26 protein-coding genes are annotated in these 16,203 nt (G+C 36.8%); all 26 read right to left on the reverse strand.

Going from position 1 to position 16,203, the window contains the following annotated elements:
• Positions 1-66 precede the first annotated feature (66 nt).
• The 26 genes from C7390_RS10800 to C7390_RS10925 all read right to left on the reverse strand — a co-directional run bounded on the left by C7390_RS10800 (position 67) and on the right by C7390_RS10925 (position 16,199).
• Positions 67-621, reverse strand: a complete 555-nt coding sequence (locus C7390_RS10800) for a zeta toxin family protein (protein WP_116444196.1) — start codon at positions 619-621, stop codon at positions 67-69.
• Positions 611-841, reverse strand: coding sequence for a hypothetical protein (locus tag C7390_RS10805; RefSeq protein ID WP_055287312.1), 231 nt, complete (start codon positions 839-841; stop codon positions 611-613). The genes C7390_RS10800 and C7390_RS10805 overlap by 11 nt, the downstream gene beginning before the upstream one ends.
• A gap of 172 nt (positions 842-1,013) precedes the next feature.
• Positions 1,014-1,418, reverse strand: coding sequence for a 30S ribosomal protein S9 (rpsI, locus tag C7390_RS10810; protein ID WP_022501116.1), 405 nt, complete (start codon positions 1,416-1,418; stop codon positions 1,014-1,016).
• A 31-nt stretch (positions 1,419-1,449) separates the two neighbouring features.
• Positions 1,450-1,878, reverse strand: coding sequence for a 50S ribosomal protein L13 (rplM, locus tag C7390_RS10815; protein WP_022501117.1), 429 nt, complete (start codon positions 1,876-1,878; stop codon positions 1,450-1,452).
• 314 nt (positions 1,879-2,192) lie between these two features.
• Positions 2,193-2,930 (reverse strand): tRNA pseudouridine(38-40) synthase TruA, encoded by a 738-nt coding sequence (truA, locus tag C7390_RS10820; RefSeq protein WP_116444197.1) that lies wholly within the window; start codon positions 2,928-2,930, stop codon positions 2,193-2,195.
• 328 nt (positions 2,931-3,258) lie between these two features.
• On the reverse strand, positions 3,259-4,062 hold the full coding sequence (locus C7390_RS10825; protein ID WP_055177156.1) for an energy-coupling factor transporter transmembrane component T family protein: 804 nt from the start codon (positions 4,060-4,062) through the stop codon (positions 3,259-3,261).
• A gap of 32 nt (positions 4,063-4,094) precedes the next feature.
• Positions 4,095-4,955 (reverse strand): energy-coupling factor transporter ATPase, encoded by an 861-nt coding sequence (locus tag C7390_RS10830; protein WP_116444198.1) that lies wholly within the window; start codon positions 4,953-4,955, stop codon positions 4,095-4,097.
• Positions 4,956-5,005: 50 nt separating this feature from the next.
• Positions 5,006-5,860, reverse strand: a complete 855-nt coding sequence (locus tag C7390_RS10835) for an energy-coupling factor transporter ATPase (protein WP_022501121.1) — start codon at positions 5,858-5,860, stop codon at positions 5,006-5,008.
• Between the two features lie 264 nt (positions 5,861-6,124).
• Complete coding sequence (locus C7390_RS10840) at positions 6,125-6,661, reverse strand: bL17 family ribosomal protein (RefSeq protein ID WP_022501122.1); 537 nt, start codon at positions 6,659-6,661, stop codon at positions 6,125-6,127.
• Between the two features lie 93 nt (positions 6,662-6,754).
• The gene (locus C7390_RS10845) at positions 6,755-7,723 is read right to left on the reverse strand and encodes a DNA-directed RNA polymerase subunit alpha (protein WP_022501123.1); all 969 of its coding nucleotides are present in this window, start codon (positions 7,721-7,723) and stop codon (positions 6,755-6,757) included.
• Positions 7,724-7,873: 150 nt separating this feature from the next.
• Entirely contained in the window at positions 7,874-8,467 is a 594-nt protein-coding gene (gene rpsD, locus C7390_RS10850; RefSeq protein WP_022501124.1) for a 30S ribosomal protein S4, read from the reverse strand.
• A 20-nt stretch (positions 8,468-8,487) separates the two neighbouring features.
• Entirely contained in the window at positions 8,488-8,883 is a 396-nt protein-coding gene (gene rpsK / locus C7390_RS10855) for a 30S ribosomal protein S11 (RefSeq protein WP_022432687.1), read from the reverse strand.
• A 39-nt stretch (positions 8,884-8,922) separates the two neighbouring features.
• Positions 8,923-9,297: a 30S ribosomal protein S13 gene (rpsM, locus tag C7390_RS10860; RefSeq protein WP_022204422.1), complete on the reverse strand. Its 375-nt coding sequence runs from the start codon at positions 9,295-9,297 to the stop codon at positions 8,923-8,925.
• Positions 9,298-9,603: 306 nt separating this feature from the next.
• Positions 9,604-9,717, reverse strand: a complete 114-nt coding sequence (gene rpmJ, locus C7390_RS10865; protein ID WP_082421663.1) for a 50S ribosomal protein L36 — start codon at positions 9,715-9,717, stop codon at positions 9,604-9,606.
• A gap of 136 nt (positions 9,718-9,853) precedes the next feature.
• Complete coding sequence (gene infA / locus C7390_RS10870) at positions 9,854-10,072, reverse strand: translation initiation factor IF-1 (protein WP_012738595.1); 219 nt, start codon at positions 10,070-10,072, stop codon at positions 9,854-9,856.
• A 33-nt stretch (positions 10,073-10,105) separates the two neighbouring features.
• The gene (locus C7390_RS10875) at positions 10,106-10,369 is read right to left on the reverse strand and encodes a KOW domain-containing RNA-binding protein (protein WP_022501125.1); all 264 of its coding nucleotides are present in this window, start codon (positions 10,367-10,369) and stop codon (positions 10,106-10,108) included.
• A 20-nt stretch (positions 10,370-10,389) separates the two neighbouring features.
• Entirely contained in the window at positions 10,390-11,145 is a 756-nt protein-coding gene (map, locus tag C7390_RS10880) for a type I methionyl aminopeptidase (RefSeq protein WP_055177153.1), read from the reverse strand.
• A gap of 7 nt (positions 11,146-11,152) precedes the next feature.
• Entirely contained in the window at positions 11,153-11,797 is a 645-nt protein-coding gene (locus C7390_RS10885; protein WP_116444199.1) for an adenylate kinase, read from the reverse strand.
• A gap of 78 nt (positions 11,798-11,875) precedes the next feature.
• Entirely contained in the window at positions 11,876-13,195 is a 1,320-nt protein-coding gene (gene secY / locus C7390_RS10890) for a preprotein translocase subunit SecY (RefSeq protein WP_022501128.1), read from the reverse strand.
• Between the two features lies 1 nt (position 13,196).
• The gene (gene rplO / locus C7390_RS10895) at positions 13,197-13,637 is read right to left on the reverse strand and encodes a 50S ribosomal protein L15 (RefSeq protein ID WP_022501129.1); all 441 of its coding nucleotides are present in this window, start codon (positions 13,635-13,637) and stop codon (positions 13,197-13,199) included.
• A 28-nt stretch (positions 13,638-13,665) separates the two neighbouring features.
• Complete coding sequence (gene rpmD, locus C7390_RS10900; RefSeq protein WP_022204428.1) at positions 13,666-13,851, reverse strand: 50S ribosomal protein L30; 186 nt, start codon at positions 13,849-13,851, stop codon at positions 13,666-13,668.
• A gap of 48 nt (positions 13,852-13,899) precedes the next feature.
• Entirely contained in the window at positions 13,900-14,409 is a 510-nt protein-coding gene (rpsE, locus tag C7390_RS10905; RefSeq protein ID WP_022501130.1) for a 30S ribosomal protein S5, read from the reverse strand.
• A gap of 22 nt (positions 14,410-14,431) precedes the next feature.
• Positions 14,432-14,800 (reverse strand): 50S ribosomal protein L18, encoded by a 369-nt coding sequence (gene rplR / locus C7390_RS10910; protein WP_022204430.1) that lies wholly within the window; start codon positions 14,798-14,800, stop codon positions 14,432-14,434.
• Between the two features lie 19 nt (positions 14,801-14,819).
• Positions 14,820-15,362 (reverse strand): 50S ribosomal protein L6, encoded by a 543-nt coding sequence (gene rplF, locus C7390_RS10915; protein ID WP_022501131.1) that lies wholly within the window; start codon positions 15,360-15,362, stop codon positions 14,820-14,822.
• 82 nt (positions 15,363-15,444) lie between these two features.
• Positions 15,445-15,840: a 30S ribosomal protein S8 gene (gene rpsH, locus C7390_RS10920; protein ID WP_022204432.1), complete on the reverse strand. Its 396-nt coding sequence runs from the start codon at positions 15,838-15,840 to the stop codon at positions 15,445-15,447.
• A 173-nt stretch (positions 15,841-16,013) separates the two neighbouring features.
• Positions 16,014-16,199, reverse strand: coding sequence for a type Z 30S ribosomal protein S14 (locus tag C7390_RS10925; RefSeq protein WP_012738585.1), 186 nt, complete (start codon positions 16,197-16,199; stop codon positions 16,014-16,016).
• Positions 16,200-16,203: the final 4 nt, after the last annotated feature.

Consider the following 16,203-nt stretch of genomic DNA (forward strand, 5'->3'; position numbering starts at 1 on the left):
CACCAGAACCGAAATTCTGGTGTGTAATAAATTGTATTGGTATTCCAAGATAAGATAACAACAACATTATTCCATCAATCCTAATATATCCTGTTCACTCCAATATTCATTTGGATATATTGATAGTTCTTCTTTATGCTTACGAATAATTCTTTCTGGTGATTTGGTATTATCATAAACATGCATAATATCGCATATATCAAGTAACTCTTTTATGTTATTAATTGATTTATAATATCTTTCAATAACTTTACTGCTATCAACATTATGTCCACCTGCTGCCACACGAGATTCTATTCTGGCAATATTAATTTGTGGGTCAACTGTCAACACAAATACACATTTTATAAAATATCCCTCTTCTTTTGCTTTTCTTAAAATGTTTAACTTATATTCAGATGACAAGACTGTTTCAAATGTAAAATCTTCTTTCTTGGCAATTGATTCATATCTCATCCTGTCAACCAAAACAGCAGCTTCCATATTATTCATTCCTGTAGTCGCAACAACATCATCAGCATTAGTATACTTACCAACTTTATCAAAAAAAGTGGTTATTGTACTTTTCCCCGAGCCATTTGGTCCTGCTAATACAAGAATCATCGGTTTTCTATTCTGCATACTTTCTTTCCCCATTCGCATACTCTACATAAGCCCGCTTTTTTTCTTTATCATAACCTGCTATAGGTTTTTTACAAATCTTAGCTTTATTTATCGCTGCCTTAACAGCTTCAACCGCTCTTTCGTCCATTTCACTGTCTGATTCAGTCAATGTACTCTTCTCTTCTTCTCTGGATACAACTTTTATAATTCTACCACTCTTTGTGCTTACAGTTGTCATATAAATATCTCTCCATTCTAATTAATACGAAAATAGCTTTTTAATTACACTTAATACTTAACTATTATAATATATTCTATCACATTTTATATAAAAAAACACCCCAGAACCGAAATTCTGAGGTGTAACATACTTTTCTGAAGCGCCATAAAAACGCTTTGAATTGTAAATATTATCTCTTTGAGAACTGAGGAGCACGACGAGCTGCCTTTAAACCGTACTTCTTTCTTTCCTTCATTCTTGGATCTCTTGTTAAGAAACCAGCCTTCTTAAGTGATGGACGGTATTCTTCTGAATCAACCTGAAGAAGAGCTCTTGAGATACCGTGTCTGATAGCACCAGCCTGACCTGTGTATCCGCCACCGTGTACGTTAACGATTACATCATACTTGTCAGCTGTCTCTGTAAGAACTAATGGCTGCTTAACTACAACCTTAAGTGTTTCAAGACCGAAATATTCATCAAGTGATCTCTTATTTATTGTAATATTACCATTACCTGGTACTAAATATACTCTAGCAATACTGCTTTTTCTTCTACCTGTTCCGTAGAACTTTCCGTTTGCTTTCTTAGCCACTGTTAATTCCTCCTTATGATATGTCCTTTAATTAAAACTTTAAAACTTCTGGCTTCTGAGCTGCCTGTTCATGATCTGGACCTGCATATACGTGAAGCTTTGTGTACATCTGTCTTCCTAAAGGTCCCTTTGGAAGCATACCCTTAACAGCAAGTTCGATAACTCTTTCTGGATGCTTTTCCATCATCTCCTTAAGAGTTGTTTCTTTCATACCACCTACATAATCTGAGTGATTGTAGTAAATCTTCTGATCTAACTTCTTACCTGTAACCTTAATCTTTTCAGCGTTGATTACGATAACGTTGTCACCACAGTCAAGGAATGGTGTATAAGTAGGCTTATTCTTACCTCTTAATACAGCAGCAACCTGTGATGCTAAACGACCTAATGTATAATCTGCAGCATCTACAACATACCATTTTCTTTCGATGTTAGATGCACTAGCCATATAAGTACTCATTAGTTTTCCTCCTAAATATTGCTTAAATGCATAATTAATTGTTCTAATTAAATAAATGTTAATATATATTAAATGCTTCTCCGGGGCATATGGTGAAACACCTAATTCTGATTAACTTATGTCAAGGCGCACTTATCACGCCACATTAAAGAATTATATAACACACAGCCTTGTGTGTCAATCAGAAAATGTATTTTTACCATATAATTTTCAAGAAATTATCCACAGAGATTTTATTCTGCAATGTATTTATCAACAACTTGGTTAAAAATATAAACTATGTATTTAATTATTAAAATTACCAATATCAAGAATTACAGATACTCTATTTTCATAAGTGTAAGCCCCTGCGGTGGTGCTGTCTGGCCTGCCTGTGTCCTGTCCTTTGCATCAAGCATTTCCTTTACATACTCTGGATTAAATTTCCCTTTTCCGACCTGTATAAGCGTTCCTGCTATTATTCTTACCATATTATATAAGAAACCATTACCTGTAACTGTTATTAATATTTCATCACCTTTTCTATCTACATCAAGCGAATATATCTTCCTTACGGTTGTTTCTGTCTGTGTACGCACACAACAGAAGCTCTTAAAATCGTGTTCTCCTACAAGATACTCTGCCGCCTCCTGCATTTTAGAAATATCAATATTCCCTGGTACATTCCATGTATAGTTACGTTTCTTAGGAAGTCCAAACTCCGTATTTAATATACTGTAGCAGTATGTCTTTCTTGTATCACAGTGTCTTGGATGAAAATCAAATTCTACCTCATCTGACTGCTGTATTATTATATCTTCAGGAAGGTACCTGTTAAGTGCATATGTGAACTTGTCTGCTGGTATGCTTGAAGCAGTATCAAATACAGCGACATTTCCTAATGCGTGAACTCCTGCATCGGTTCTGCTTGCACCTGTTACATGGACATTTTCACCTGTAAGCGCGTATATAGCTTCATCAAGCTTTTTCTCAATTGTCGGTGCGTTAGGCTGTATCTGCCAGCCCGAATAATTCGTACCATCATATGCGACCCTTAATCTTATTCTTTTCATTCACTCCTCCTTAATTTTTTTCACACTTATTATTAATCGATACATACACTTCCTATTAATATCTTCATATACTTGTCATTAATCTTTCCGCGTACTTCTCTCTAATCTCTTTACATACTTGTCATTAATCTTTCTACACACTTCTCTCTAATCTCTTTACATACTTGTCATTAATCTTTCTGCACACTTCTCTCTAATTCCTCACTTCTTAACATAAAAGGGACTGCCGCCTCAGACATAATCTATATAATACGCAGGTTAATACAACATTTCCTGACTTCCTACTATATAGATAATGCTTCGTGCTACAGCCCCTTTTAGCGACTTACTATGCAGCTATAATCTTGACAATGATAATCACTCCAAGATACAGAACCATACTGATATAGGCAATTCTGTCTCTCTTTTCATATTTTAATGGCTTCATCTTTGTCCTGCCCTCTGAACCGTGATAACATCTTGCTTCCATAGCCATTGCAAGCTCATTGGCTCTTCTGAAGGCTGACACAAATAATGGAACAAGTATTGGAACCATTGCTTTGGCTCTCTTTATAAGACTTCCATTCTCAAAATCCGCACCTCTTGCCATCTGTGCTTTCATAATCTTATCAGTTTCCTCTATAAGAATTGGTATGAATCTTAATGCTATCGACATCATCATCGCTATCTCGTGAACCGGTACTTTGATAACTTTAAGAAATCCAAGCCCCTTCTCAAGACCGTCTGTTAAGTTATTAGGCGTTGTAGTAAGTGTCATCAATGATGTGCCTACAATAAGATATATAAGCCTTACAACCATAAATATAGCCATTTTAAGACCCTGATAAGTTATTGTCAGCTTCCATATCTGTATAAGCACGTCTCCCGGTGTCAGAAACAGGTTAAACACCGCACTTATAATAATCAGTATTACTATTGATTTAAGTCCTCTAACCATAAATTTGAGAGGAATTCTGGACATTTTAATAACTACCGCCAATGCTACCGTGACAACAGCATATATCCATATATTCATTCCCATAAACAACGAAATTATAAAGATAAGAGTACCCATAAGCTTAACTCTTGGGTCTAATCTGTGAATGACAGAATCAGCTTTATAATATTGTCCAATTGTTATATCTCTAATCATACAATCTCCATTCCTGCCTGTTAATATTACCGCTACGCCTTTGCATTACGCTTAAAATGTGACAGAATACTTTCTTTTGCTTCCGCAATTGTTATTGCATCTGGATTTACATTTATTCCAGCCCTTATAAGGTCATTCATTATATAAGTAACCTGTGGTGCTGCAAGTCCTATCTGCTCTAACTGTCTGTAATGTCTGAATACATTTTGTGGTGTATCATCATATTTTAATACGCCATCATCCATAACCATAATTCTGTCAACATATTTGGCTACATCTTCCATACTGTGAGATACCAGGATTACAGTAATTCCAGTTTCTTCCCTTAAGTATTTAAGGCAGTCTAAAATGTCATCCCTTCCTTTAGGGTCAAGTCCTGCTGTTGGTTCGTCTAATATAAGAACCTCCGGCTTCATAGCAAGCACGCCGGCTATTGCAACTCTCCTCTTCTGTCCGCCTGACAAATCAAATGGCGACTGATAATAAAGATTCTCATCAAGCCCGACAAGTCTTAAGCTCTCAAAGGCTCTAAGCTCGTATTCCTGTCTTGATAAACCTAAATTCTTAGGTCCAAAGCACACATCTTTAAATATGTCTGTTTCAAAAAGCTGGTGTTCCGGATACTGGAATACCAGTCCGACCTTGCTTCTTAATTCTTTCATATTAAATCCAGCATCATATATATCTTGTCCATTAAAATATATATGTCCCTCTGTCGCCTTAAGCAGCCCATTAAGGTGCTGGATAAATGTGGACTTACCAGAACCCGTATGTCCTATAAGACCTACAAATTCTCCGTCATTAATTGCACACGACACATTGTCCAGAGCTCGTCTTTCAAAGCCTGTTCCTGCTTCGTATACATAACTGATTTTATCAACAATTATTGACATTGCACTCTCCATTCTAATGTACATTCTGCCCACTGGCAGTAACATCATTTTTATTTATCCAGTCTTTTTAATTCTTCCACTAATTCTTCATTTCTTATTATGCCATCTTTAATAGGAAGACCTGCCTTTTTTAATTCATAAGCAAGTTCCGTCACTTGTGGCACATCGAGCCTCATACTCTTTAACATCTCAACCTGTGTGAATATCTGCCTTGGAGTTCCGTCCATTACAAGCTTTCCACCATCCATTACATACACATAATCTGCATCTATTACTTCTTCCATATAATGCGTTATAAGTATTATAGTAACATTTTCTTTTCTGTTAAGCTCGTGAAGAACATTTAATACTTCTTTTCTTCCAAGAGGATCAAGCATTGCTGTAGGCTCGTCTAACACGATACATTTAGGTTTCATAGCTACTATGCCTGCTATTGCGACACGCTGTTTCTGTCCACCTGAAAGCTTATTAGGAGAAGCACTACGAAACTGATACATTCCAACCGCCTTAAGGCTTTTTTCTACTCTTTCCCATATTTCTTCTGTTGGAACTCCTATATTCTCTGGTCCAAATCCTACCTCTTCATCTACAAGTGTACCAACTATCTGATTATCCGGATTCTGAAATACCATTCCTGCTGTCTGTCTTATTGAAAGTGTATTGCCGCTGTCCTTAGTATCCATTCCATCGACATACACTGTTCCCTCTGTCGGCATAACAAGGGCATTAAGATGCTTGGCAAATGTTGATTTGCCTGAACCATTGTGTCCAAGCACTGCAACAAAATCTCCTGCTTTAATATCTATATTTACATTATCAACTGCTGTAGTTATTCCCTCAACATTACCCTCTTCATCTCGTCTTATATATTCAAATGTCAAATTCTTCGCTTCTACTATTCCCATAACAGTCTCCTGTTCCAGTACTCCAGACATTTCCGGACATACTTGCTGATATTATATCTTCACAGATAATTCCCCTGTAATGATACATTTTTATTCTTTCTTTCAAATAATTGCATATTACTATATAACTTTATAAAAATCAATTTTATATACTAAATTCATTGAAATAACGTGAAAAAATACAAAACTTTCTAATATGTAATTCAACCTTAAAAAAGCGGATATGAGTTACCCCATATCCGCTAATAATACGCAATGATGTAATTATACTAATTCAAGAAGAACTTCCATTGCTGCATCACCTTTTCTTAAGCCAATCTTAACGATTCTTGTGTAGCCACCCTTACGGTCAGCATACTTAGGTGCGATTTCGTCAAATAACTTATTAGTAAGGTCAACAGTCTTAGTATTCTTCTTCTTTCCAGCAGCATCAGCAGGAACTTCTGTTACCTTGTAAAGAACCTTATCCATCTGCTTTCTAGCGTGAAGCTTTGAAGGGAGATCCTTCTTGATTTCCTTCTCTACTGTTTCATATACAGTAACCTTCTTGCCATCAACAACTTCCTTAACTCTCTTGCCATCAGCATCCTTCTTTGCAACCTTAGCAGATACTGTAACTGTTTCGTAGTTGTCCTTTTCCTTAACTGCAAGTGTAATAAGCTTTTCAGCCTGCTTACGAACTTCCTTAGCTCTTGCTTCTGTTGTAACAATCTTACCATTCTCGATTAAAGCTGTTACCTGGCTTCTTAATAAAGCCTTTCTCTGGCTTGATGTTCTACCAAGCTTTCTATACTTTGCCATTGATTTAACCTCCATTTGTAACGTCTATACACGCGCATATGGTCTTACTGTATAGATGTTTTTTCTACAAACTCTAATATTACGCTTTAATTTTTAGTCTTCACTAGATCTAAGATGTAAATTTAACTGCTTAAGCTTTAAAAGCACCTCATCTAAAGACTTCTTACCAAGGTTTCTAACCTTAATCATATCATCTGGTGTCTTATTGCAGAGTTCTTCAACAGTGTTGATACCTGCTCTTCTAAGACAGTTAGATGAACGAACTGATAATTCAAGGTCTTCAATACTCATTGAAAGAACTTTAGTTGACTCATCAACCTGCTGTTCAACCATAATCTCTGCGTTAGCAGCATTCTCTGAAAGGTTAATGAAGCCCTTAAGATGCTCACTAAGAACCTTAGCTGCAAGGCTTAATGCCTCATCTGGAGCTATTGTTCCATTAGTAAATATATCAAGTGTAAGCTTGTCAAAATCTGTATCCTGACCTACTCGTGTATTCTGAACAGCCATATTAACTCTCTCTACTGGTGTGTAGATTGAATCTACAGCGATAACGCCAACTGGCTGGTCTTCTTTTTTATTTCTTTCTGAACTTACATAACCACGTCCGTTAGTGATTGTAAGTTCCATAATTAACTTGCTGTCTGCACCATTAAGATGTGCAATAACAAGATCTGGGTTAATAATCTCTATATCAGGGTCTACCTGAATATCAGATGCTCTAACTACACCCTCGCCTACGAACTCAATATGAGCTTCCTTAGGCTCAACGGAATTACCATTGTTCTTGATTGATAACTGCTTGATGTTCATCACTATCTCAGTAACATCTTCCTTAACACCAGGAATTGAGCTGAATTCATGAAGAACGCCCTCAATCTTGATACTGCTTACTGCTGTACCAACTAATGAAGAAAGCATAATTCTTCTTAAAGAATTACCAAGAGTAAGTCCATAACCTCTTTCGAGCGGTTCAACGACAAATCTACCATACTTTCCATCTTCTGACTGCTCAGTCATCTCAATCTTTGGCATCTTGAAATTAAAATCTGCATCAACCATGTATAGCCCCTCCTTTTATGGGTTTTAATAAGTTTATTCCTTCTATCCATAAGACAACAGAACGCATATATAGCATTCTGTTGTCTTATATAAACGTATCTGTCCACAAGCAACCTGCAAACTGAAACGTCTAAACATTTAATTAATGGATTACTTAGAATATAACTCGACGATAAGCATCTCGTTTACAGGAACGTCAATAGCTTCTCTTGTAGGTAATGACTTAACAGTACCCTTAAGTGCTTCCTTGTCAGACTCTAACCACTCTGGAACTAATCTTCCGTTAGTAGCTTCAAGTACTTCCTTGTATCTAGCACAAGACTTTGACTTTTCTCTGATTTCAATAACATCTCCAGCCTTAACTAAGTATGAAGGGATGTTTACACACTTGCCATTAACAAGTACATGCTTGTGGTCTACGATCTGTCTTGCTTCTTTTCTTGTTCTAGCAAAACCTAATCTGAAGATAACATTATCAAGTCTGAGTTCAAGAGTAATCATAAGGTTCTCACCAGTCATACCCTTCTGCTTCTCAGCCTTCTTATAATAATTTCTGAAAGGCTTCTCTAATACGCCATAGATGAACTTAGCCTTCTGCTTTTCGCGAAGCTGTAATCCGTATTCGCTGATCTTTCTTCCAGCATTCTTAGCCTTTCTTCTAGACTTCTTATCTATTCCTAAATATAAAGGATCTAAATCAAGAGATCTACATCTCTTGAGCACAGGTGTTCTATTAACTGCCATTGTAATCTTACCTCCCTAAATTAAACTCTTCTACGCTTTGGTGGACGACAACCGTTATGTGGAACTGGTGTAACATCCTTAATACTTGTAACTTCGAGACCACAAGCTGAAAGGGCACGAATAGCTGCCTCTCTACCTGAACCTGGTCCCTTAACCATAACGTCTACAGACTTTAATCCGTGAACTAAAGCAGCCTTTGTTGCTGTCTCTGCTGCCATCTGTGCTGCATATGGAGTAGACTTCTTAGATCCTCTGAATCCGAGTCCACCTGCTGATGCCCAAGATAAAGCATTACCTTCTGCATCTGTTAAAGTAACGATTGTATTATTGAAAGATGACTGAATATGTGCCTGTCCTCTTTCAACGTTCTTCTTAACACGCTTCTTTGTCACTTTTTTTGTAACTTTCTGAGCCATGATAAATAACCTCCTGTGAGTTTAACAATTTAACAATTATTATTTCTTCTTATTAGCTACTGTCTTCTTAGGTCCCTTGCAAGTTCTTGCATTAGTCTTAGTCTTCTGACCTCTAACTGGAAGACCCTTTCTATGACGAATTCCTCTATAACATCCGATTTCCTTTAATCTCTTGATGTTCATGGCAACTTCTCTTCTTAAGTCACCTTCTACTAAATGCTCTGGATCTGCATCTATAACTTTAGCGATCTTTGCAACTTCTTCATCTGTTAAATCCTTAACACGAGTATCTGGATTAACACCAGCCTCTGCAAGAATCTTAGTTGCTCTAACTCGTCCAATACCATAAACATAAGTAAGTCCGATTTCGATACGTTTTTCTCTTGGTAAGTCTACACCTGAAATACGAGCCATGTGTTCTTTAACCTCCGTTAATCAAATATATATGTTATTAATAAATTACCGTGTAGTGATTATACATACGCAGCCCGTCAGTTGCCTGCCGTCTGAAATGTGTGCGTTGCCATAACAACTACTATATAAAATAGCAATGTCCACCTTACAACTTAGCCGGGTGGTTCATCGCTGCAGCCGCAAAACTACATTGTCTGTCTATCATAGTGATTAATAGAACAAACATCAATGTTATGACATCAACTAGTGATATCGATATCATAACGCACAAACATGAGAAGTATCAGCTACTTCTCTCCATAAGGATTAACCCTGTCTCTGCTTGTGCTTAGGGTTCTCACAAATAATCATGATTCTACCCTTTCTCTTAATGACTTTGCATTTTTCACAAATTGGTTTAACTGATGATCTAACCTTCACTGCAAAAGCCTCCTTTCAGACAAGTTCGTTGACTATTATAGCATAGTCATATTTTTAAATGCAAGTTAAAATTGCAATTTAAAACAAAAAAATTTGCACAAAAATATTATATATTTTTAGATGTTTTTTGAAATAATTACTTATCTCTCCAGATAATTCTTCCCTTAGTAAGGTCATATGGAGAAAGCTCTATTGTTACCTTATCGCCTGGAAGAATTCTGATAAAGTTCATTCTTAACTTTCCACTGATAGTTGCAAGTATCTGATGTCCATTCTCAAGTTCCACCTTAAAAAATGCATTAGGTAACTTCTCAACAACTTTTCCTTCGATTTCTATTACATCTGCCTTTGACATATTTGCCTCCTTATTATTAAATCTCTGTTTGCTTTACCGGTTATTATACTTCTTAATTGCAAGTTTAATATCTTCATTGGTCAGCTTAATATTACGACTTATCTTGTCTTTTATTGTATCGTCACATATTTTGATAAGCTGAATATGTTTTAACTTTTTCTTTTTAGGCTCATCAACCTGCCTGAGCCTGCCATCAGTTACATATACATATTCATTATCAACACCTGTAATAACATATGTTAATCCCTTATCGTGTCCTGCTAATGATGTAGCAAAATATCCTATATAATTATTCAAATCCTGCCCTCCATTATCAGTTATTCTACTAATGATAGTATTTCTGGTCCAGCTTTTGTTACAAGCACAGTATTCTCATAATGTGCTGATAATGAATGGTCAAATGTTGATGCTGTCCAGTTATCATCTAACCATCTGACTTTATAATCGCCTGCTGATACCATAGGTTCAATCGCAAGTGTCATCCCCTCATAAAGCCTGATACCTCTTCTGTCCTGTCTGAAATTAGGTATCTCTGGTTCTTCGTGAAGTTCTGTTCCTATTCCGTGACCTACAAGATCTCTGATAACTCCATATCCAAACGACTCATTATATTGTGCAATTGCATTGGAGATTTCATATAAGTGGCATCCTTCTTTGGCATATTTAATACCCTCGAAGAAACTTTGTCTTGTCACTTCTATCAATTTAGCCGCTTCATCGCTTATCTTTCCAATACCGTAAGTTCTTGCGGCATCAGAATGATAACCCTTGTGTATCACTCCTGCATCAAGGCTTACTATGTCACCTTCTTTTAGTACACGCTTCTTTGATGGAATTCCGTGTACTATCTCGTCATTAACTGATACACATATTGCGGCTGGATACCCCTGATATCCCTTAAATGAAGGAATACATCCGTAGCTTTTTATCATTTCCTCACCAATCTTATTAATATGATAAGTTGTAACACCCGGTTTACATTCCTTTTCAAGTTCATTAAGGACTGTACCAAGTATCTTACCAGCTTCTCTCATTAATTCGATTTCGCGTTGTGATTTAACTGTTACAGACATATTCAGCCTACTTTCCTAAAACATCAACAATTGCATTAAATACATTTTCCATTGACTGTGTACCATCAACCTCAGCTAATACACCTTTCTTTGAATAGTAATCAATCAATGGCTGTGTCTGCTCATGATATACAGATAATCTGTTCTTAACTGTTTCTGGCTTATCATCATCTCTTAATATAAGCTTTTCACCACAAGCATCACATATGTCTTCAACCTTAGTAGGATTGAACTCGATATGGTATGTTGCACCACAACCAACGCAAGCTCTTCTTCCTGACATTCTATTGATAATATTTTCGTCTGGAACTTCTACGTTAATAGCGTAGTCTACTGTTTCATTATTAGCAGCAAGTGCCTTATCAAGTGCTTCTGCCTGAGGTATTGTTCTTGGGAAACCATCTAATACATATCCATTAGCACAGTCAGCTTCCTTAAATCTATCCATTATAAGGTCTACAACTAATTCGTCTGGTACAAGCTCACCCTTGTCCATATATGTCTTAGCTTTCTTGCCAAGTTCTGTATTATTCTTGATATTTGCTCTGAAAATATCTCCTGTTGAAATATGAGGAATTGAGTATTTTTCAGCTATTTTCTTTGCCTGTGTTCCCTTACCAGCTCCAGGAGCTCCTAACATAATAATCTTCATATGTTTACCTCATTTCTTTTTTATATACAAAGGACTCGCCCAACATTACTGTCAGGCAAGTCATCTAATACTTATAAGCTATTCGCTTAAGAATCCTTTATAATAACGATTAACCATCTGCGATTCAATCTGCTTTAATGTTTCAAGTACAACACCAACGATGATGATTACTGATGTTCCACCAAATGAAACGCTTGCATTAAAGAACCCTGTACACATAATAGGTATTAATGCGATGATGAGTAATCCAACTGCACCTACGAATACGATGTAGTTTAATATATTATTAAGATAATCACTAGTAGACTTACCAGGTGTTATACCAGGGATAACTCCACCAGCTTTCTTTAAGTTATCAGCTACTTCAATTGGATTAAATGTAATTGATGTATAGAAGTATGCAAATATTATAAGCAATACAATATACAATATTAACCCGATAGAATACTTAGGTGCTGATATTCTGCACCAGTATGAAGAGCTTAAATATCTGGTCCATTCGTATGACTTTCCAAATAACTGTGCAATAATTACAGGGAACTGCATAAGTGATGATGCGAAAATAACAGGCATTACACCTGCAGTATTAACCTTTAAAGGTATATTAGTTGACTGTCCGCCAAATGTCTTTCTGCCACTAACCTTCTGTGAATACTGAACAGGAATTCTTCTCTCTCCATCCTGTAAGAAGCATACTAAAACTACCATTACAACAAGAATTGCAATAATAATTGCAGCTGCTAATACACCCTTTGCAATAGTTCTAGGTGCAACAAATGTGCTATACAATGTAGCAAAATCACTTGGCATACCAGAAATAATGTTAATTAAAAGTACAATTGATATACCATTACCAACACCATTTTCAGTAATTCTTTCACCAAGCCACATAAGCATTGCAGAACCTGCTGTAAGTGCTGCAACAACTACGATTATGCTTACAATATAATGTAATGTACTAAAGCCCTGATATCCCTTGATAAGTCCAGATCTACCAAAACCTACAGCCATAGCTATACTCTCTATAAGAGCAAGAGCAATTGTTACATATCTTGTAATTGCTGCAATCTTCTTTCTACCATCTTCACCTTCTTTTTGCATTTCCTCTAACTTAGGAATTGCAATAGCAAGAAGCTGCATAATAATAGATGAAGTAATATATGGCGTTATGCTTAACGCAAAGAGGGACATTCTTTCGAATGAACCTCCTGTAAATGCGCTAAGATAGCTCAAATCACCAGTATTAATTCCACTAAGTAAGCTACTGAAATACTCTGTATCTACTCCTGGAATAGGAAGCAAACTTCCTACTCTAACAATAACAAGAATCATAAGAGTATATAAAATCTTTTTTCTTATGTCTTTGTTCTTAAAAGCGCCTACAAGTGTCTTTAACATATTAGATCACCTCGCAAGAACCACCAAGAGCTTCGATCTTTTCCTTTGCAGAAGCACTGAAAGCGTTAGCCTTAACGTTGAGTTTCTTTGTGAGTTCACCGTTAGCAAGAATCTTGATACCATCCTTAGGATTCTTAACGATACCTGATTCAATTAATGTATCAACTGTAACTTCTGCACCATTATCAAATCTTTCTAATGTGCTGATGTTAATAGCAACAAATTCCTTACGGTTTCTGTTAGTGAAACCTCTCTTAGGAATTCTTCTATATAATGGCATCTGGCCACCTTCGAAACCTGGTCTTGGTGCTCCTGAACGAGCTTTCTGTCCCTTATGACCCTTACCAGCAGTCTTGCCGTTACCTGAGCCATGTCCACGACCTCTTCTGAAATTATCACTCATTACTGAGCCCTCTGCTGGGCTTAAATTAGATAAATCCATCTTTGCACCTCCTTATCCGATTTATTAATTAAATTTCTTCTACCTTTAACATATAACCAATCTGCTGAATCTGTCCTCTTGTTGCAGCATTGTCTGGAAGTTCTACTGTCTTATGCATCTTTGTAAGACCCATAGCTTCAACAGTTCTTCTATGCTTTGGAACAGCACTGATTGGAGACTTAACTAAAGTTATTCTTAACTTCTTATCAGCCATTTTAACCTCCATCTGTCAATAACGACTATATCAATGTTTATTTGTTAATTAGCCAAGGATCTCGCTAACAGACTTTCCACGAAGTCTTGCAACTTCTTCTGGAGTCTTCATAGACTTAAGACCTTCTATTGTTGCTAATACAGCATTCTGCTTGTTATTAGAACCAAGTGACTTTGTACGGATATTCTTAATACCTGCAAGCTCAAGTACTGAACGAGCTGGACCACCTGCGATGATACCAGTACCTTCTGGAGCCTTCTTAAGAAGAACTGTTGCTCCTCCGAACTTTCCGATGAAGTCATGTGGAACTGATGAATTCTCGTCCATAGGAACTTCTACTAAATGCTTAATGGCATCTTCTTTTCCCTTACGGATAGCTTCAGGAACTTCAGCTGCCTTACCAACACCAGCGCCAACATGTCCGTTGCCGTCACCAACAACAACTAAAGCTGCAAAACGCATGTTACGTCCGCCCTTTACAACCTTTGTTACACGCTTGATTGATACTACATTATCTCTTAATTCTAAATTGCTAGCATCAATTATTGTACGTTTCATACTGTTTGTTTCTCCCTTCCGCTTAGAATTCAAGGCCAGCTTCTCTTGCTGCCTCTGCTAATGCCTTTACTTTACCTTCATATACAAATCCGCCTCTATCATAAACGACAGTTGTAATACCTTTTTCTAATGCCTTCTTAGCAACTACTGTACCAACTACTGTAGCAGCTTCAACGTTATTAGTCTTTTCAAGTTCTGCCTTTACGTCCTTATCAAGTGTTGAAGCAGAAACAAGTGTCTTACCAACTGTGTCGTCAATAATCTGAGCGTACATATGATTATTGCTTCTAAATACAGCTAAACGTGGTCTTTCTGCTGTACCGCTGAAACGATTACGTAATTTTCTATGTTTATTTTCACGAACTACTGTTCTTGACTTCTTACTAACCATTTTGTATTCACTCCTTTAATTATTTCTTACCAGTCTTACCAACCTTACGTCTAATAACTTCATCAGAGTACTTGATACCCTTGCCCTTATATGGCTCTGGAGCTCTCTTAGCTCTGATTTCAGCTGCGTACTGGCCAACTTTTTCTTTACTAATACCTTTTACGATGATAACGTTAGTACCATCAACAGTTGTTTCGATTCCTTCTGGATCTTCCATTTCGACTGGATGAGAGTAACCTAAAGCTAATACAAGCTTCTTACCCTGCTTCTGAGCTCTGTAACCAACACCGTTGATTTCAAGCTTCTTCTCATATCCTTCTGTAACACCGATTACCATATTATGAATTAATGTTCTTGTTAATCCGTGTAATGACTTCATCTTCTTTAAGTCGTTAGGTCTAGAAACAACGATTTCTGAACCTTCCATCTTAATGTCCATCTCAGCAGGTAAAACTCTTTCAAGTGTACCCTTAGGACCCTTTACAGTCACTTTGTTATTTTCTGCGATCTCAACAGTAACACCTGCTGGGACAGCGATAGGCATTCTTCCTATACGTGACATGCCGTGCACCTCCTAATTTTGATTAAGAAAACACTTTAAAAATAGGAACGTGTTTTCTTTGTGAGTGAGTATCTATTATAAATTACCAAACGAAGCAGAGAACTTCTCCACCAACGCCCAGCTTTCTAGCTTCCTTATCTGTTACAACACCTTTGTTTGTTGAGATAATTGCAACACCAAGACCACCGAGAACTCTTGGAAGTTCATCCTTGCTAGCATAAACTCTAAGACCTGGCTTAGAAATTCTCTGGAGACCTGAGATAATCTTTTCATTCTTATCAGCACCGTACTTTAATGTAACACGGATGTCGTTGAAATTACCATTCTCAACAAGCTCATAAGACTTGATATAACCTTCATCTAAAAGAATCTTAGCTATAGAAAGCTTCATCTTTGAAGATGGGATATCAACTGTGTCGTGCTTTGCTGTGTTTGCATTACGAATTCTTGTAAGCATATCTGCAATTGGATCTGTCATTTTAAATGTTCCTCCTTAAATAATTCACTGGTTTCCCTTACCGGGACTACGTCAATTGTTCATGCATATATAGCATACGGCAGTACGCCGTATAACTATGTTAATGCATATATATCAAGGTAATAGTGGCAAACCACTGTTGATTAATTACATATTGTAATTATCAATTCATCTTACCAAGATGCCTTCTTAACTCCTGGGATCTGACCCTTGTAAGCTAATTCACGGAAGCAAATTCTGCAGATTCCGTACTTTCTTAAAACAGAATGTGGACGACCACATATTGTACAACGTGTATAAGCTCTTGTAGAGAACTTAGGTGCTCTCTGCTGCTTAACCTTCATTGAAGTCTTAGCCATTAAA

Source organism: Bacteroides galacturonicus (assembly GCF_003096855.1).
Classification (GTDB): domain Bacteria; phylum Bacillota; class Clostridia; order Lachnospirales; family Lachnospiraceae; genus Lachnospira; species Lachnospira rogosae.